At 72.5% G+C, this 15,802-nt stretch carries 17 protein-coding genes and 1 tRNA gene; 7 read left to right on the plus strand and 11 right to left on the minus strand.

Annotated features, from left to right (window positions below):
* Positions 1-113: 113 nt before the first annotated feature.
* The 3 genes from ABZZ38_RS29475 to ugpC form a co-directional block, all read right to left on the minus strand.
* Entirely contained in the window at positions 114-830 is a 717-nt protein-coding gene (locus tag ABZZ38_RS29475) for a nucleotidyltransferase family protein (RefSeq protein ID WP_356745446.1), read from the minus strand.
* Between the two features lie 16 nt (positions 831-846).
* Positions 847-1,260, minus strand: a complete 414-nt coding sequence (locus ABZZ38_RS29480) for a hypothetical protein (protein ID WP_356745448.1) — start codon at positions 1,258-1,260, stop codon at positions 847-849.
* 201 nt (positions 1,261-1,461) lie between these two features.
* The gene (ugpC, locus tag ABZZ38_RS29485; protein WP_356745450.1) at positions 1,462-2,562 is read right to left on the minus strand and encodes a sn-glycerol-3-phosphate ABC transporter ATP-binding protein UgpC; all 1,101 of its coding nucleotides are present in this window, start codon (positions 2,560-2,562) and stop codon (positions 1,462-1,464) included.
* Positions 2,563-2,745: 183 nt separating this feature from the next.
* Between ugpC and ABZZ38_RS29490 the strand changes: the two genes are divergently transcribed.
* A tRNA-Thr gene (locus ABZZ38_RS29490) sits at positions 2,746-2,822 on the plus strand.
* A gap of 54 nt (positions 2,823-2,876) precedes the next feature.
* Here ABZZ38_RS29490 and ABZZ38_RS29495 read toward each other — a convergent pair.
* Positions 2,877-4,268 (minus strand): FAD-dependent oxidoreductase, encoded by a 1,392-nt coding sequence (locus ABZZ38_RS29495; RefSeq protein WP_356745452.1) that lies wholly within the window; start codon positions 4,266-4,268, stop codon positions 2,877-2,879.
* Positions 4,269-4,339: 71 nt separating this feature from the next.
* Between ABZZ38_RS29495 and ABZZ38_RS29500 the strand changes: the two genes are divergently transcribed.
* Positions 4,340-5,308, plus strand: a complete 969-nt coding sequence (locus ABZZ38_RS29500; RefSeq protein WP_356745453.1) for an aminoglycoside phosphotransferase family protein — start codon at positions 4,340-4,342, stop codon at positions 5,306-5,308.
* 42 nt (positions 5,309-5,350) lie between these two features.
* Entirely contained in the window at positions 5,351-5,821 is a 471-nt protein-coding gene (locus ABZZ38_RS29505) for a GNAT family N-acetyltransferase (RefSeq protein WP_356745455.1), read from the plus strand.
* Positions 5,822-5,831: 10 nt separating this feature from the next.
* On the opposite strand, the gene ABZZ38_RS29510 is transcribed toward ABZZ38_RS29505, so the two are convergent.
* From ABZZ38_RS29510 to ABZZ38_RS29520, 3 genes are all read right to left on the minus strand, one after another.
* The gene (locus ABZZ38_RS29510; protein WP_356745457.1) at positions 5,832-6,830 is read right to left on the minus strand and encodes a zinc-binding dehydrogenase; all 999 of its coding nucleotides are present in this window, start codon (positions 6,828-6,830) and stop codon (positions 5,832-5,834) included.
* A gap of 142 nt (positions 6,831-6,972) precedes the next feature.
* The gene (locus tag ABZZ38_RS29515) at positions 6,973-8,199 is read right to left on the minus strand and encodes an FAD-dependent oxidoreductase (protein ID WP_356745459.1); all 1,227 of its coding nucleotides are present in this window, start codon (positions 8,197-8,199) and stop codon (positions 6,973-6,975) included.
* Between the two features lie 303 nt (positions 8,200-8,502).
* Positions 8,503-9,003 (minus strand): hypothetical protein, encoded by a 501-nt coding sequence (locus tag ABZZ38_RS29520; protein WP_356745473.1) that lies wholly within the window; start codon positions 9,001-9,003, stop codon positions 8,503-8,505.
* Between the two features lie 171 nt (positions 9,004-9,174).
* Here ABZZ38_RS29520 and ABZZ38_RS29525 point away from each other — a divergent pair, with 171 nt between their 5' ends.
* The gene (locus tag ABZZ38_RS29525; RefSeq protein ID WP_356745475.1) at positions 9,175-9,735 is read left to right on the plus strand and encodes a Uma2 family endonuclease; all 561 of its coding nucleotides are present in this window, start codon (positions 9,175-9,177) and stop codon (positions 9,733-9,735) included.
* 42 nt (positions 9,736-9,777) lie between these two features.
* Here the strand turns inward: ABZZ38_RS29525 and ABZZ38_RS29530 are convergent, their stop codons facing one another.
* Positions 9,778-10,374, minus strand: coding sequence for a response regulator transcription factor (locus ABZZ38_RS29530; protein ID WP_356745461.1), 597 nt, complete (start codon positions 10,372-10,374; stop codon positions 9,778-9,780).
* The gene (locus ABZZ38_RS29535) at positions 10,371-11,447 is read right to left on the minus strand and encodes a sensor histidine kinase (RefSeq protein WP_356745477.1); all 1,077 of its coding nucleotides are present in this window, start codon (positions 11,445-11,447) and stop codon (positions 10,371-10,373) included. The genes ABZZ38_RS29530 and ABZZ38_RS29535 overlap by 4 nt, the downstream gene beginning before the upstream one ends.
* Before the next feature lie 192 nt (positions 11,448-11,639).
* Between ABZZ38_RS29535 and ABZZ38_RS29540 the strand changes: the two genes are divergently transcribed.
* The gene (locus ABZZ38_RS29540) at positions 11,640-12,209 is read left to right on the plus strand and encodes a heme-binding protein (protein ID WP_356745463.1); all 570 of its coding nucleotides are present in this window, start codon (positions 11,640-11,642) and stop codon (positions 12,207-12,209) included.
* A gap of 209 nt (positions 12,210-12,418) precedes the next feature.
* Positions 12,419-13,837, plus strand: a complete 1,419-nt coding sequence (locus tag ABZZ38_RS29545) for a M1 family metallopeptidase (RefSeq protein ID WP_356745465.1) — start codon at positions 12,419-12,421, stop codon at positions 13,835-13,837.
* Here ABZZ38_RS29545 and ABZZ38_RS29550 read toward each other — a convergent pair.
* On the minus strand, positions 13,818-14,333 hold the full coding sequence (locus tag ABZZ38_RS29550; RefSeq protein ID WP_356745467.1) for a GNAT family N-acetyltransferase: 516 nt from the start codon (positions 14,331-14,333) through the stop codon (positions 13,818-13,820). The two genes, ABZZ38_RS29545 and ABZZ38_RS29550, sit on opposite strands and share 20 nt — an antisense overlap.
* Positions 14,334-14,394: 61 nt before the next feature.
* A complete protein-coding gene (locus tag ABZZ38_RS29555) occupies positions 14,395-14,970 on the minus strand; it encodes a TerD family protein (protein ID WP_356745469.1) in 576 nt (191 codons plus the stop codon).
* Between the two features lie 263 nt (positions 14,971-15,233).
* On the opposite strand from ABZZ38_RS29555, the gene arfB reads away from it, so the two are divergent.
* Positions 15,234-15,671 (plus strand): alternative ribosome rescue aminoacyl-tRNA hydrolase ArfB, encoded by a 438-nt coding sequence (arfB, locus tag ABZZ38_RS29560; RefSeq protein ID WP_356745471.1) that lies wholly within the window; start codon positions 15,234-15,236, stop codon positions 15,669-15,671.
* Positions 15,672-15,802 lie beyond the last annotated feature (131 nt).

The following is a 15,802-nucleotide window of genomic DNA, read 5'->3' on the forward strand; positions in this document are numbered from 1 at the left end:
CTGGGGTTTACTTTTGTGTTATTGACCTCTACGATCGCGTTGACCGCAACGGCTCCCCACCACCCCGGGGGGGCAACCGTGCCGGCACGGTGACCGCCCCTTCCGATGCCCGCTCAGGAACCGTGCGCGCCAAGCTCCTTCGCGGCCTCGGCGAGGTCCTTGGCCGTGTCGATGGCCCGCCAGTACGCCCCCTGCGGCAGCGGGAAGCCCGCCAGGAGGCGCTCACGCGCCAGCCGGGGGAAGGTGGTGCGCTCGTGGTCGCCCCGGTCGGGCAACGCGCTTGTGAAGGCGGGGGAGAAGACGTACACGCCCGCGTTGATGAGGTACGGGGACGGCGGCGACTCGATGAAGTCGGTGATGTGGCCGAAGGTGTCCGTCTCGACGGCGCCCCACGGGATACGGGGCCGGGCCAGCGCCAGCGTCGCGGTGGCGTCCCGTTCGGCGTGGAACGCGGCCATCTCACGCAGCGAGAAACGCGTCCAGATGTCGCCGTTGGAGGCGTACCACGGCTCCTCGGGGTGGGGCAGGCGCGCCGCCGCGTACTTCAGGCCGCCGCCCCGGCCCAGCGGTTCGGGCTCGACAACGGTGGTGACCCGCAAGGGCAGTTCGGCGGAGTCCAGCCAGCGCTGGAGCACGGACGCGAGATGGCCGCAGGAGATGACGGCGTCCGTGACGCCCTCCGCGGCCAGCCAGGAAAGTTGATGGCCGATGATCGGGGTCCCGGTTCCCGGGATCTCGACCATCGGCTTGGGGCGGTCATCGGTGTACGGCCGCAGGCGCGAACCCTGGCCGCCTGCCAGGATCACGGCCTGCGTCGGAGAGGTGTGCATGCCTCGACAGGCTGCCTCAGCTCTCGTGCGCGACGCCGGAGGCGTAGGACGTGTCGCAGACGGGCCGCGAGTACGACTGGGCGCGTACGGGGCCGTAGTGCTGGACGGCGGCGCGGCCCAGGGCGCGGGCGAGCGACATGCAGTGCCGGGCGAGCGACGGGCGCTCCTCCACCGCGCGCTGCAGGCTCGTGAGCGCGACACCGGGGTTCTCCTCCTGCAGTTGTGCGAGGAGGCGGTCGCGCAGAATATCCTGCGGTGCGCGGGGCTTGGCCCGTACCGAGACGTTCTCCGAGGACGCGGTGAGCATCTGGGTCTCGGAGCGGCTGCCGGCCCACGGGACACTGGTGACCGCGAGAGTTCCGGAGAGCACCAGGACGACGGGCAGGACGAGGGCGAGAGTGCGGCCGATTCGGCGTGCTGTGTGGGTCACGGACGTGAGCGTAGCGGCCAGTGATGATTTGGAGACATTGAGTCACCCTCCTGAGGGATGGTTCGATGCTCCTTTTCGAATCGGGTGTTGACGAACAAGGTCCGAATTGACCGGTGTGCCGGGGTATTTGTCGACATTCATGATCACGAAACGGGCATGGCCCCGCACCGAAGTGCGGGGCCGTGTACGAGTTTTACGCGATCAGTCGCTGAGGCGCTCGCCCGTCGACGTCGAGAACACGTGGATCTCGTTCGACCGCGGAACGACGTGGAGCGTGGAGCCCTTCTCCGGGATGGACCGGCCGCCGACGCGGACCACCAGGTCCTTGTTGTCCTGGCCGCCCACACGCGCCGAGCCGTACACGTAGCCGTCGGCGCCGAGCTCCTCGACGACGTTGACCTGGACGGCGACACCCTCGTCGCTCTCGGCGCCCGAGACGTCGAAGTGCTCGGGGCGGACACCGACCGTCACCGTCTTGTCACCCCGGTCGGACGCGGCGGTCAGCGCCTCGCGCGACACCGGGACGACGCTGTTGCCGAACTTCACGCCACCGTCGGTGATCGGCACCTCGACCAGGTTCATGGCGGGGGAGCCGATGAACCCGGCGACGAAGAGGTTCGCCGGCCGGTCGTACATGTTGCGCGGCGTGTCGATCTGCTGGAGCAGACCGTCCTTGAGGACCGCGACACGGTCACCCATGGTCAGCGCCTCGACCTGGTCGTGCGTGACGTACACCGTGGTGATCCCGAGGCGGCGCTGGAGGCTCGCGATCTGCGTACGCGTCGACACGCGCAGCTTCGCGTCGAGGTTCGACAGCGGCTCGTCCATGAGGAACACCTGCGGCTCGCGCACGATGGCACGGCCCATCGCTACTCGCTGACGCTGACCGCCGGAGAGCGCCTTCGGCTTGCGGTCCAGGTACTCGGTCAGGTCGAGGATCTTCGCGGCCTCCTCGACCTTCTTGCGGATCTCCGCCTTGTTGACGCCGGCGATCTTGAGGGCGAAGCCCATGTTGTCGGCGACGGTCATGTGCGGGTACAGCGCGTAGTTCTGGAACACCATGGCGATGTCCCGGTCCTTGGGCGGCAGGTGGGTGACGTCCCGGTCACCGATGCGGATGGCACCGCCGTTGACGTCCTCGAGCCCGGCGAGCATGCGCAGGGAGGTGGACTTGCCGCAGCCGGACGGGCCGACGAGGACGAGGAACTCCCCGTCCGCGATGTCGATCTCCAGCTGGTCGACGGCGGGCTTGGTGGACCCCGGGTAGAGCCGGGTCGCCTTGTCGAACGTGACAGAAGCCATGGTGATGCGGTCCCTTCACCGGCAGGAACGTGCCGGACGATCCGAGTAGAGGGAGAGATCGGTCTGGTCCACGCGAGTGAACTCCGGGTGACGCTACCCGGCGCGATGACGTCTGTCAGTACTTCCAGGACGGCCAATTACCGAGGCGACGGACAAGGACATCCGGTTACACTCGTGCGCAGTGCCTCCTTAGCTCAGCTGGCCAGAGCACCGCTCTTGTAAAGCGGGGGTCGTCGGTTCGAACCCGACAGGGGGCTCCATGGGCAAGGCCCCGGACGATGCGTCCGGGGCCTTTGTGGTGGGTGGCGCGGGTGTCAGTGCCGGCCGGAGACGCGGTCGGCGAGGGTGGCGACGCGGGGGGTCGTCGGGGTGTGGGTCGTGGCCTCCTGGCGGTCCGCCGCGCGGTAGGCGGTGTAGAGGGTGTGGACGCCGAGCCAGCGGAGGGGTTCCGGTTCCCAGGGGCGGACCTTGTGGTTGACCCAGGGGAGGGTGGTCAGTTCCGTGGGGCCCGACTGGCCGGAGTCCTGCTGGATCAGGTCGCGCAGGGTGCGGGCCGCGAGGTTGGCGGTGGCGACGCCGGAGCCGACGTAGCCGCCGGCCCAGCCGAGGCCGGTGGAGCGGTCGAGGGTCACGGTGGCGCACCAGTCGCGGGGGACGCCGAGGACGCCGGACCAGGCGTGGGCGACGCGGGCGCCGGCGAGGGTGGGGAAGAGGCGGATCAGGATGTCGCGCAGGGCGTCGATGGTGGCGGGCTGGGTGCGGCCGTCGTTGTCGGTGCGTGAGCCGTAGCGGTAGGGGATGCCGCGGCCGCCGAGGGCGATGCGGTCGTCGGCGGTGCGCTGGGCGTACATGTAGGCGTGGGCCATGTCGCCGAGGGTTTCGCGGCCGGTCCAGCCGATGTCGTCCCAGAAGGCCCGGGGGAGCGGCTCGGTGGCGATCATGGAGGAGTTCATGGGGAGCCAGGTGCGCTTGTGGCCCTTGACGGTGGCGGTGAAGCCTTCGGTGCAGCGCAGGATGTAGGGGGCGCGGACCGTGCCGTACGGGGTGACGGCGTGTTTGGGGCGGATCTCGGTGACGGGTGTCGATTCGTGGATGGTGACGCCGAGGGCCTCGACGGCGGCCGCGAGGCCCTTGACCAGTTTGACGGGGTGGACGCGGGCGCCGTGGGGGGTCCAGGTGGAGCCGACGGCGCCGGTGACGCGGACGCGGTCGGCGGTGGCGCGGGCGCCGAGGAGTTGGCGGTCGGTTTCGCCGAAGGCGACCTCGACGGTGTGGAAGTCCTTGAGGCGGGCCAGTTGTGCGGGTGTGAAGGCGACTTCCAGGACGCCGCCCTGGTGGATGTCGGCGTCGATGTTCTCCTCGGCGGCGACCTCGATGACCTCGGCGACGGTGGCGTTCATCGCCTGTTGGAGGCGGACGGCGGCTTCGTGGCCGTGGCGCTTGGCGTACCGGGCGCGGCCGGCGATGCCGTTGTAGAGCCAGCCGCCGTTGCGGCCGGAAGCGCCGTATCCGCAGAACTTCCCTTCGAGGACGATGATGTTGAGGAAGGGGACGGCCTTCTTGAGGTAGTACGCGGTCCACAGGCCGGTGTAGCCGCCGCCGACGATGCAGACGTCGGCCGTGGTGTCGCCGGGGAGGGGTTCGCGGGGCGCGGGGGTGCCCTCCTGGGCGTACCAGAACGATATGCCGCCGTTGACGGTGCTCATGTGGTTCCTCGGCTGCTTCGGGTGGGTGCGGACGCGTGTGGCGGGACGTTACTGGATGGACGGGGTGTGGAGTGATCGAGGTACCTGCTGAGCTGGCGCGGATTCAGAGCGAGGTCAATGGTGAGGAGGGGCGGGCCTTCATCGCCGCGCTTCCCGGGCGGGCCGAGCGGTTTCTGGAGGAGTGGGGACTGCGGTGGACGGGGCCGGTGATGCACGGGTGGTCCGCGCTGGTGCTGCCGGTGGTGGCGGGGGACGGGACGCGTGCGGCTCTGAAGTTGCAGCTGCTGGACGAGGAGAGCGAGGGGGAGGGCGCGGCGCTGCGGGCGTGGCGTGGGCAGGGGGCCGTTCGGCTGCTGCGGGAGGATTCCAGTACGGGCACCCTGTTGCTGGAGTGGCTGGATGGTGCCGCCTCCGCCGATGAGGAGTCCGGCTCCGAGGGGCCCGGCTCCGCGGCTGAGGGGTTCGGGGGCCGGGTGCGGTCCCTGTCGGACGTGGAGGACGCGCGGGAGGCGACGCGGATTCTGGCGGAGCTGATGGCGCGGCTGGTGGCGGTGGAGGCGCCGGCCGGGATGCGGAGCCTGGGCGACATCGCGGCGAGGATGCTGGAGGACGTACCGGACGCGGTGGGGGAGCTGGCGCGGGAGGAGGACCGGCGGCTGCTGCGGGACTGCGCGGCGGCGGTACGGGAGGTGGCGGGTGAGCCGGGGGACCGGCTGCTCCACTGGGACCTGCATTTCGACAACGTGCTGGCCGCCGGGCGTGAGCCGTGGCTGGCGATCGACCCGAAGCCGCTGGCCGGTGATCCCGGGTTCGAGCTGCTGCCGTCGCTCTTCAACCGGTTCGACCCGGATGACGTCCTGTGGCGCTTCGATCTGATGACGGAGGTGCTGGGGCTGGATCGCGACCGGGCCACGGCGTGGACGCTGGGGCGGGTGCTCCAGGACTCCCTGTGGCACGTGGAGGACGGGGGGACCGTACTGGAGGAGGACCGGGCGGCCGTGGGAAGGATGTTGCTGGGGCGGTCCTCGCCGCGGCGGTAGGGGGCGTGCCGGGCCGGCCGGGGATGTGCTTAGGCTGCGGCCATGATTCGTACAGCTGTGGTCGACGACGTCCCTGTCCTTTACGCGATGATCCGTGAGCTCGCCGAGTACGAGAAGGCGCTGGACGAGGTGCGGGCGAGTGAGGAGCAGGTGCGCGAGGCGCTGTTCGGTGAGCGGCCGGCGGCGTACGCGCACATCGCGGAGACGGAGGACGGCGAGGTCGTCGGCTTCGCGCTGTGGTTCCTCAACTTCTCGACGTGGCGCGGCGTGCACGGCATCTACCTGGAGGACCTGTACGTCCGGCCCGGGGCGCGCGGCGGCGGCCACGGGAAGGCGCTGTTGCGGGAGTTGGCGCGGATCTGTGTGGCGCGGGGGTACGAGCGGCTGGAGTGGGCCGTGCTGGACTGGAACACCCCGTCGATCGACTTCTACAGGTCGCTGGGTGCCCGTCCGCAGGACGAGTGGACCGTGTACCGGTTGACCGACGAGGCGTTGGCGAAGCTGGGTTCCTAGCTCGGCGGGTCTACGGTACGAGGACGACCTTGCCCATCGTGGCCCTCGTCTCCAGGGCCCGGTGGGCCGCCGCCGCTTCGGCGAGCGGGAAGCGCTGGACGGCGGGGCGGAGGCGGCCGGCGGCGGCCTCGGCCAGGGAGCGCAGCTCCAGGGTGCGGAGGTCCCCGGCCTTCCGGAGCATCGCCGGGCCGAGGACGGACTCCGAGGTGATGGAGCGTGCGGCGAGCTCCTCGTCGGTGTACGTGAGCGGCTCCCCGTCGTGCGGGCCGCTCGCGCCGGCCCAGCCGTACACGAGGTGCTGCCCGCCCTTGCCGAGGAGGTCGACGGCGGCGCGGGCGGTGTCCCCGCCGACGGAGTCGAAGACGACGGTCGCCGTTCTGTCGCGGAGGTACGCGCGGACCTGCCGCGGCCAGGTGGGAAGCGTGTAGTCGACGGCGAGGTCCGCGCCGTTCCGCTCGACGCGGGCGACCTTCCGGGGGCCGCCCGCCAGACCGATGACGGTGGCGCCGGCGTTCTTGGCGTACTGGACGAGCAGTGTGCCGATGCCCCCGGCGGCCGCGGTGACCACGGCGACGCTGTCCGGTCCCAGGTCGGTGAACCGCAGGATGCCCAAGGTGGTGCGGCCCGTACCGATCATGGCGACCGCTCCGGCGTCGTCGAGGGCGGGCGGTATCTCATGGAGCCTGGCGGCGTCGGCGACGGCGAGCTCCGCGTACCCTCCGGGCGCCATGCCGAGGTGCGCGACGACCCGCTTGCCGAGCCAGGCGGGGTCCGTGCCTTCACCGAGCCGGTCCACGGTGCCGGCGACCTCGCGGCCGGGGATGGTGGGCAGTTCGGCGGGGGCGGGGAACGGCCCGCGCTCGCCCCGGCGCAGGGCGGTGTCGAGGACGTGCACGCCGACCGCGGTGACGGCGATCCGGACCTGGCCGGGGGCGGGGACGGGGTCGTCGGTCTCCTCGTGGCGGAGGTTCTCGGCGGGGCCGAAGGTGTGGAGGCGGATGGCGTGCATGGGGCTCTCCGTGGCGTTGGCTGCTCGGGTCGGGGTCCGCGTCGCCGTGCGTGTTCGCGACGGGGCGCGCGTCCGCGATGGGGCGCGCGTCCGCGTCCGCGTTGGCGTCGGCTCAAGCGTTCAACCTCCAGTGCGCTTGAGGTCAAGGGCGGGCGGCCCCGGCGCCCTTTACGGCCCTGAGGGCTCCCACGGCCCTTACGGCGAGGGTCGCCGCCGTGATGGCGCTGTTGAACGCGACTTCGGCGAGCACGCCGGGCGCCGCGACCTGGTCGCCCGCCAGGAGGACCCCGTCGCCGCGGTCGATGGCCGGGCGGTCGCGCCAGGTGGTACCGGGGTGGTCGACCGCGCCCGTACGGCCGTTCGCGATGGCCTCGCGCCGCCGGACGGTGCGTGCGCGCCAGTCGTGGAAGCCCGCGTCGAGGATGCGCTCGGCGTGCGCGACGCCGTCCGCCTTCGGTGTGCGCGGGGCGATCGGGAACTGGCCCTGGAGCAGGTGCTGGCCCGCCGGGGCGAGGGAGGGGTCCTGCGCGGTGAAGCGCTCCAGCCAGCCCGGGGCGTCGAGGTCGGAGACGACGAACGGGTCGCTGCGCCGGTCCGCGCGCAGGGCCAGGTCGAGCAGGACGGTACGGCCGCTGGGCCAGGTGAGGGACGCGTCCCGGAGGAGGCGGCGGGCCGCGTCGAGTGATGTGGCGACGATGACGGGGCGGTTCTCGGGGAGGGCGTCGACGCGGGCCGACGTCTCGATGCGTACGCCCAGGTCCCAGGCGCGGGCGGCCATCCGGTCGATGACCTCGCCCCAGCCGCCGCGCGGGTAGTGCGCCTCGGGCGGCAGGGCGGTCGCCCTGTGCAGCCGCTCCTGGACGAAACGGGCCGAGAGGGAGCCGGGGTCGTGGTGGAAGAGCGCGACGGCCGCGTAGTGGGCGGCGGCGCGGGCGGCTTCGGGCCCGGCGATGCCGGTGGCCCAGGTCGTGAAATCCATGTCCACGGGGGCCTGCTCGGGTGCCCTGCGTGCCAGGCGGAGCATCGCCAGGGGCGGGGTGCGGCGCAGCTTGCCGTGGCGGTGGAAGCGGAACCGGGCGCCTTCGCGGGCGGGTACGGCCGCGAGCGGCCCGAGCAGGTCGCGCTGCGTGAGCCAGGCCCAGTGGGGGCCGCGGGAGTAGAGGGCGTGCGGGCCCTCGTTGGTCCGGTACGGCCCTTCGGCGGTGCGGGCCCGGCCGCCGAGGGTGCCGTGCGCCTCGTGGAGGGTGACGAGGGCGCCGGACTCGGCGGCGGTGATGGCAGCGGTGAGACCGGCGAAGCCGCCGCCGATGACGGTGACGCGGGGGTGGGGGTGCCGGTGCGGGCGGGTGCGCGGGGCCGGGTCGGGCATGTGTCTGCCTCCTCTGCGGTGGGCTCTCGGAGAGAAGACAGATGGGGGCGCTGATCTGTGACATCGATGGGGGGTACGGCGGGGTTTCCCCACCTCGCCCCTCCCCGAACCTGCGTCTCCGGCCCTGGGCCCGGCCGGGGGAGGTTCCGATGGGGGTTCGCACCTGCGGCTGCGGCTGCGGCTGCGGCTGCGCGCCGCGCGGACCGGCGCGGACCGGCGCGGACCGGCGCGGACCGGCGCGGACCGGCGCGGACCGGGCGGGACCGGGGCGCGGGTTGGGTCCGGGGTGAGGGCAGGGCTCCGTCAGGGGAGGCGCGGGAAGCGGGACTGGAGCGTCCAGATCGTGGGGTTGTCCGCCAGGCCCTCGTGCATGTCCGTGAGGTCCGCGATCAGGTCGTGCAGGAAGTCGCGGGCCTCGCGGCGCAGCGTCGCGTGGCTGAAGGTCAGCGGGGGTTCGTCGGCCGGCATCCAGTCCGCCTCGACGTCCACCCAGCCGAAGCGGCGCTCGAACAGCATCCGGTCGGAGGATTCGGTGAAGTCCAGTTCGGCGTACTGCGGCTGCGCCGACCGGCTTCCGCGCGGGTCGCGGTCGAGCTGCTCGACGATGTCGCACAGCGCCCACGCGAAGTCGAGCACCGGCACCCATCCCCAGGCTGTGGACACTTCGCGGTCCGCCTTGGTGTCGGCGAGGTACACGTCCCCGCAGAACAGGTCGTGGCGCAGGGCGTGGACGTCCGCGTGGCGGTAGTCCGTCTGCGGCGGGTCGGGGAAGCGGCGGGAGAGGGAGTAGCCGATGTCGAGCACGTGGTCGATGGTGTCACGGACGGACGGGGCGTACACACGTACGAGGGATCGATGCCCCGTTCCGGCCGCGCGGTGCGCCCTACTCTGAGAGCGTCGCTCCGTATCGAAGGAGGTCCCGCCGTGGCACTACCTGTCCCCGAGCACGAGCCGGTCGACTACCCGGCCCTCGTCATGTCGGCGAGGAACCAGATCCCGGGCATGTCCGTGGAGGAAGCCTTCGACATGTTCAGTGCGGCTGCCCCTCAGGGATGGCGCGTGGAGTTGATCGAAGGGGAGATCCACGTGACGCCTCCTGCCGATGGCGAGCATGAAGAGATCGTGTCGGAGGTCACCGGCCAGGTGCGGGACCACCGCAAGGACCTTGGCCGCTACACCGGCATCGGGCTCTTCCTGCCCGGCGCCTCCGTCAGCGGCAAGGTCGAGCCGGACATCGTCCTGGCTCCCAAGGGCAGCTTCGCGGATCAGGCCGAGTACCACGATCCCGCTCCCGTGCTGCTGGTCGCCGAGGTCACCTCGCGCTCGACCGCCGGGAACGACCGCGTCAAGAAGATCCGCGGTTACGCACGTGCCGGCATCCCCGTGTACCTGCTCATCGACCGCGAGACCGAGCAGGCGGTCGTCTGCACCGGCCCCGCCGGTGAGGACTACGGCACCAAGGTGCCGTACAAGCTGGGCGAGGTCGTCCCCCTCCCCGAGCCGCTCGGGTTCGATCTCGACACCGGCGCGTTCTGACCGTCCCGGCGCCTTCCGGCCGTCACCGCGCCCTTCCGCCCGTCACGGCAGCAGCCGCTGCTCCTTCGCCACCGCCACCGCGCCCGCCCGCGTGTCGACGCCCAGCTTGGCGTAGACGCGGCCCAGGTGCGTCTTGACCGTCGCCTCGCTGATGAACAGCGCGCGGGCGATCTCCCGGTTGCTGAGGCCGCGGGCCAGCTGGCCCAGGATGTCCCGCTCGCGGTCGGTCAGGGCCGGGGCGCGGTGGCGGTGTACGACGCGGCTGAGCGCCGTGCGGCCCTGGGCCGCCGCGTGGATGGCCGCGAACAACTCCTCGGGGCGTTCGGCCTTCAGCAGGTAGCCGGTGGCGCCCGCGTCCATGGCGCGGGTGATGTCGGCGTCCGTGTCGTACGTGGTGAGGACCAGGACGCGGACGGACGGTGACGCGATACGGCGGGTCGCTTCGACGCCGTCGATGCCGGGGCCCAGCTGGAGGTCCATCAGCACCACGTCCGGTGCCAGCTTGGCGGCCATGGCGACCGCCTCCTCCCCGCTGCCCGCCTCGCCGACGACATCGATGCCGGGCGCGCTGCCGAGCAGTGCGAGCAGTCCGGCGCGTACGACGGCGTGGTCGTCGCAGATCAGGGTCCGCACGGTCATCGGTGGCGCTCCAGGCGGGTCGAGAGGCGGGGCGAGAGGGGGATCGAGACGGACAGGACCGTGCCCTCGCCGGGCGCGGACTCGATGGTCACGGTGCCGCCCAGCTGCTGGGCGCGCGCCCGGATCGCGGATAGGCCGTGACCCCGGTCGCCGGGCGGGGCCGGGGCGGCTGGGTCGAAGCCGCGGCCGTCGTCCGCGATGTCGAGGACGACCTGGTCGTCGAGGTAGGTGAGGGTCAGCGCGGTGGAGCCGGCGTCCGCGTGCTCGCGTACGTTCGCCAGGGCGCCCTGCGCGATCCGCAGCAGCGCCGAGCGCACCCGGTCGGGGAGGGCGACCGGGGTGCCGTCGACGCGGAAGCCGGCCGACTCGCGGGCGGCGAGGGCGCGCAGCGCGTCCTCCAGGGCGGCCCCGCCCGCGAGCTCGGCGGGCGCCAGGTCGTGGACGAAGCGGCGGGCCTCGGCGAGGCTGCGCTCGGCGATCGACTCGGCCGTACGGACATGGCGGCGGGCGGTCACCGGGTCGCTGTCCCACGTGCGGTCGGCGGCCTGGAGCAGCATCTGCTGGCTGGACAGGCCCTGCGCGAGGGTGTCGTGGATCTCCATCGCCAGCCGTTGCCGCTCGGCCAGCGTGCCCTCGCGGCGCTCGGTCGAGGCGAGCCGTTCCGCCTGCCGCTGCGCGTGGACGAACACGGCGGTGGCGATCGCCGCGACGGCGGGCGGTGCGACCAGGAGATTCGGGTCGACGCCGCCGTCGGCCAGCTTCAGCTGGGCGGCCACGACGAACACCGTCAGCAGGGCGACCAGGACGAGCGCGGCGCGCGGCGGCAGCGTACGCAGGCCGGTGTAGAACAGCGGCACCGCGCACCACGCGAAACTGGGCGCCAGCACCACGAGCACCGCCCACACCGCGACGACGGTGCACAGCCAGACCAGCCGGCGCGGCACCGGCGCCGCGTACAGCACGGCGAGCGCCGCCGACAGCGCCACGACCCACGGGCCGAGCTCCGCCCACGGGTGGCGCAGCAGGAACCGCACCAGGGAGGCGCCGAGCAGGGCGAAGAACGCGGCGTGCATCACCCGGGCCAGCCAGCGGGCGTCAGGGTCCTGCTCCACGTCCACCACTCCTCGTACGTGCTGCGGAACGCACCCATCCTCACCCGGCCGGGGCGGCGCGGCATCAACCGATCGGCTGACCCGGACGGCCCGGTGACGGGCCCAGGATCGAAGAGCCGACCGGAACCCCCGAAACCCCTGGAGGAGAGCCCCATGAAGCACACGAAGAAGATGTCGCTGCGTGCCCGTGTCCTGACCGGTGCCGTCGCCGCCGCCGCGCTGTCCGCCGGCACCTTCGGCGCGATGTCGGCCACCGCCGCCACCGCCGCCGCGCCGGCCGCCGCCCCCGCTCGGAGCGCCGACGCCTCCGACCACCACCTCCGCACCACCACGCACCTCACCGTCGACGCCGCCACCAGGGCGGCCCAGGCCGCCCTCAAGGCCGCCGAGAAGGACAACCAGCGCGTCACGGTCGCCGTGGTCGACCGCAACGGCACCACCCTGGTGACCCTGCGCGGCGACGGCGCCGGCCCGCAGTCGTACGACTCGGCCGTCCGCAAGGCGTTCACCGCCGTCTCCTGGAACGCCCCGACGTCCGAGCTCGCCAAGCGCCTCCAGAACGCGCCGAACCTGAAGGACATCCCCGGCACCCTCTTCCTCGCGGGCGGCGCACCCGTCGCCGCCGACGGCGCCCCGATCGCGGGCATCGGCGTGGCGGGCGCGCCCAGCGGCGACCTCGACGAGACGTACGCGCAGGCGGGCGTCGCCTCGCTCGGCCGGTAGCCGCTGACCCTTCCGCAGGCCGGTAGACGTGGGTCGGTACGCGCCGGCCGGTACGCGCGGGTGGCGAGGCTCGGTACGCCGGTCCGTAGCGAGGGGTCGGTACGCGCGCGCCTACCTGTCGGCCGGGTACGCGCGCCGGCCCGTAACGCGGGTCCGTACGCGCCGGTCCGTACCGCCGGTTCCTGCGTGCCGGTCCGTAGGATCGGTGCGTGGATCACCGCCCCCTGCGCAAAGGTGTACGGGCCGCCGCCGCCCTGCTGCTCGCCTGCGGCCTCCTCGCCGGCTGCGCCGGCGGCAAGGGCAGCGGCGACGGCGCCGAGCAGGTCACGCGCACCGGCACACCCGGCGCCGCGGGTTTGCGCGACCCGTACTTCCCCCGGCTGGGCAACGGCGGCTACGACGTCCGGCACTACGCCCTCACGCTCGACTACGAACCGGCCACCGGGCGTCTGAAAGGCACCGCCGACATCACCGCCCGTGCCACCCAGGCCCTCAGCGCCTTCAACCTCGACCTCACCGGGCTGAGGGTCGACGCCGCGACCGTCGACGGCCGCCCCGCCGCCGTCCACCGCGACGGCGACGAGCTCACCGTGCGCCCCGCCGAGGGCATCGCCGCCCGCGCCGGCTTCCGTACCGTCATCCGCTACTCCGGCACCCCCCGCACCCTCACCCACGCCGACGGCGGGCGGGAAGGCTGGGTGCGGACGGCCGACGGGGCGCTCGCGCTCGGCCAGCCGACCGGTTCCATGGCCTGGTTCCCCGGCAACCACCACCCCAGCGACAAGGCGTCGTACGCGGTCACCGTCACCGTCCCCGAGGGCTTGCGGGCGGTGTCGAACGGCGAGCCGCGGGAGCGCCGCACCCGCGCCGGCCGCACCACCTTCGTCTGGCGGTCCACCGAGCCGATGGCGAGCTACCTGGCGACCGTCGCGATCGGCCGCTACGAGACGAGGACGTCCCGTACGCCGTCCGGGCTGCCCGTCCACACCGCCGCGCGCGGCAACCCCGCCCTGCTCGCCCGTATCCCGAAGGTGCTCGCCTGGGCGACGGAGAAATTCGGTCCGTACCCCTTCTCGTCCACCGGCGCGATCGTCGACCCGACGGTCGACGTCGGCTACGCGCTGGAGACGCAGACCAGGCCGTTCTTCGGCGCGGGCACCTTCGACGAGTCGTTCCTCGTCCACGAGCTGGCACACCAGTGGTACGGCAACTCCGTCTCGCCGAAGTCGTGGCGTGACATGTGGCTGAACGAGAGCTTCGCCCGGTACGCCGAGTGGCTGTACGCGGAGGAGTTCCACGGCATGCCGGTGCGGGCGAACTTCGACGCGGCCTTCGCCGACCGGGCCAACTGGGCCTTCCCGCCCGCCGAGCCGCCGAGCGCCGCGGACATCTCCGAGGTGCCGGTGTACGGGCGGGGCGCGATGGTGCTGCACAGGATCCGGCAGGCCGTCGGCGACGACACCTTCTTCGCCATCCTCCGCGGCTGGGCGGCGACGTACCGGCACGGCAACGCCTCGACGGACGACTTCACGCGGTACGTGGAGGAGGAGGCGGGCGAGGACCTGGACGACGAGGTGTGGGACGCCTGGCTGTACGGCCGTGAGCGGCCTACAGACCCTTCCGCATGACGACGGTGGCGCGGCCGTACCGGTGGTCGGGGCGGCGGTCGATCTCCTCGTACCCGAGGGCGGACCAGAAGGCGAGGGCGTTCGCGTTGTTCTCCAGGACGGCCAGCTTGACGCCCCGCCGGCCCACTTCGCGGAACCGCTTCTCGATGATCTCGGCCAGCTCCCGGCCGAAGCCGGCGCGGTGGTCGCGGGCGTGCACCATCAGCAGCCCGATCCACGGGTCCGGGTCGTCGGGGTCGGACGGGTGGTGCGCCCGCGTGACCGAGACGCCGATGACGTGTCCCGCCGAACGGGCCAGCAGCACCTCGGCGTCCGGGTGGGCCAGCTCGTCGGCGAGCGAGGCGGCGACCTGCTCGGGCCGGATGTCGCCGGGGTCCGGGAAGTCCCCGCTGAGCTGCTGGAACTCCCGGTTCGACGCGTACAGCTCGGTCAGCTCGGTGAGGAGGGGACCGGGCAGGGCACCGTCCTCGCCGGCCACCAGCGGTTCGACGATCATGCGGCAACAGTAGGGTCCCGGCGCGGACTTCGCCGCCGGGGCCGCCACATGTGCGCGCAGGTCAGATGTTGACGCCGAAGTCGCGGGCGATGCCCTCCAGGCCGGAGGCGTAGCCCTGGCCGACCGCGCGGAACTTCCACTCGGCACCGTTGCGGTACAGCTCGCCGAAGACCATGGCGGTCTCGGTGGCGGCGTCCTCGCTCAGGTCGTAGCGGGCGAGCTCGGCGCCGCCGGCCTGGTTGATGATCCGGATGTAGGCGTTGCGGACCTGGCCGAAGTTCTGCGAGCGGTTGACCGCGTCGTAGATGGAGACCGGGAAGACGATCTTCTCGACGTTGGCCGGGAGGCCCGCGAGGTTGACGTTGATCTGCTCGTCGTCGCCGCCGCCCTCGCCGGTGCGGTTGTCACCGGTGTGGACGATGGTCTGGTCCGGCGTCGACTTGTTGTTGAAGAAGACGAAGTGCGCGTCGGAGGCCACCTTGCCCGCGGCGTCGACGCCGATCGCGGACGCGTCGAGGTCGAAGTCCGTGCCGGTGGTGGTGCGGACGTCCCAGCCGAGGCCCACAGTGACGGCGGTCAGGCCCGGCGCCTCCTTGGTCAGCGAGACATTGCCGCCCTTGGACAGGCTTACAGCCATGGAGTCCCCTTCATAGTTCTGCGTGCGTGCGTCGCTTACGACGTGACGTCACTGCACTTAACGCGCGACACGGCGCCCCGGTTCCATGACACACCCGAACCGCGCCGAACCGCCGCCGAACGGGGAAGCCGGAAGGGGAAGCCGGAAGGGGAAGCCGCACGGGGAAGCCGAACGGGGAAGCCGGAAGGGGAAGCCGCACGGGGAAGCCGGAAGGGGAAGTCGAACGGAAAACCGGGTGACGGGACACCGCTCGGGACGGGACCATGGATGGCATGTCCGGGCCCTATGTCATCCGCGGTTCGGTCTCCCTGCCGGAGGCCGAACTCATGTGGCGTTTCTCGCGGTCGTCGGGGCCGGGCGGGCAGCACGTCAACACCAGCGACTCGAAGGTGGAGCTGCGGTTCGACCTGGCGCGTACGGAGGCGCTGCCGCCGGTCTGGAAGGAGCGGGCGCTGGAGCGGCTCGAAGACCGGCTGGTCGGCGGCGTGATCACCGTACGCGCTTCGGAGCACCGCTCTCAGTGGCGCAACCGCGAGACCGCGGCCGTCCGGCTGGCGTCCCTGCTGGCCGAGGCGACGGCTCCGCCGCCGAAGCCCCGCCGCCCGACGAAGATCCCGCGCGGGATCAACGAACGCCGTCTCCGCCAGAAGAAGCAGCGCGCGGAGACCAAGCGCGGCCGGTCGCCCCGCGACTGGTCGTGAACGCGCCGCGGGGGCGCCCGCGGGGGGTACGGGGGTCCCTCCAGGGTGTTCCCGCGGCCGTCCCGACGCCGGGCGCGTCCCGAGACGGGGGCGTCCCGAGGCCGGCGCGTCCCGACGGCGCCCCGGCGCCC

Origin of the sequence: Streptomyces sp. NPDC006368 (assembly GCF_040612535.1) — a bacterium.
Lineage (GTDB): Bacteria > Actinomycetota > Actinomycetes > Streptomycetales > Streptomycetaceae > Streptomyces.

What these genes read in the sequence shown, in the direction of transcription:
- ABZZ38_RS29540 (WP_356745463.1), top strand. Translation starts at nt 11,640, where the DNA reads ATGAAGCACACGAAGAAGATGTCGCTGCGTGCCCGTGTCCTGACCGGT.
- ABZZ38_RS29535 (WP_356745477.1), bottom strand. Translation starts at nt 11,447, where the DNA reads ATGCACGCCGCGTTCTTCGCCCTGCTCGGCGCCTCCCTGGTGCGGTTC.
- ABZZ38_RS29505 (WP_356745455.1), top strand. Translation starts at nt 5,351, where the DNA reads ATGATTCGTACAGCTGTGGTCGACGACGTCCCTGTCCTTTACGCGATG.
- ABZZ38_RS29555 (WP_356745469.1), bottom strand. Translation starts at nt 14,970, where the DNA reads ATGGCTGTAAGCCTGTCCAAGGGCGGCAATGTCTCGCTGACCAAGGAG.
- ABZZ38_RS29530 (WP_356745461.1), bottom strand. Translation starts at nt 10,374, where the DNA reads ATGACCGTGCGGACCCTGATCTGCGACGACCACGCCGTCGTACGCGCC.
- ABZZ38_RS29495 (WP_356745452.1), bottom strand. Translation starts at nt 4,268, where the DNA reads ATGAGCACCGTCAACGGCGGCATATCGTTCTGGTACGCCCAGGAGGGC.
- ABZZ38_RS29510 (WP_356745457.1), bottom strand. Translation starts at nt 6,830, where the DNA reads ATGCACGCCATCCGCCTCCACACCTTCGGCCCCGCCGAGAACCTCCGC.
- ugpC (WP_356745450.1), bottom strand. Translation starts at nt 2,562, where the DNA reads ATGGCTTCTGTCACGTTCGACAAGGCGACCCGGCTCTACCCGGGGTCC.
- ABZZ38_RS29550 (WP_356745467.1), bottom strand. Translation starts at nt 14,333, where the DNA reads ATGATCGTCGAACCGCTGGTGGCCGGCGAGGACGGTGCCCTGCCCGGT.
- ABZZ38_RS29515 (WP_356745459.1), bottom strand. Translation starts at nt 8,199, where the DNA reads ATGCCCGACCCGGCCCCGCGCACCCGCCCGCACCGGCACCCCCACCCC.
- ABZZ38_RS29475 (WP_356745446.1), bottom strand. Translation starts at nt 830, where the DNA reads ATGCACACCTCTCCGACGCAGGCCGTGATCCTGGCAGGCGGCCAGGGT.
- arfB (WP_356745471.1), top strand. Translation starts at nt 15,234, where the DNA reads ATGGATGGCATGTCCGGGCCCTATGTCATCCGCGGTTCGGTCTCCCTG.
- ABZZ38_RS29525 (WP_356745475.1), top strand. Translation starts at nt 9,175, where the DNA reads ATGTCGGCGAGGAACCAGATCCCGGGCATGTCCGTGGAGGAAGCCTTC.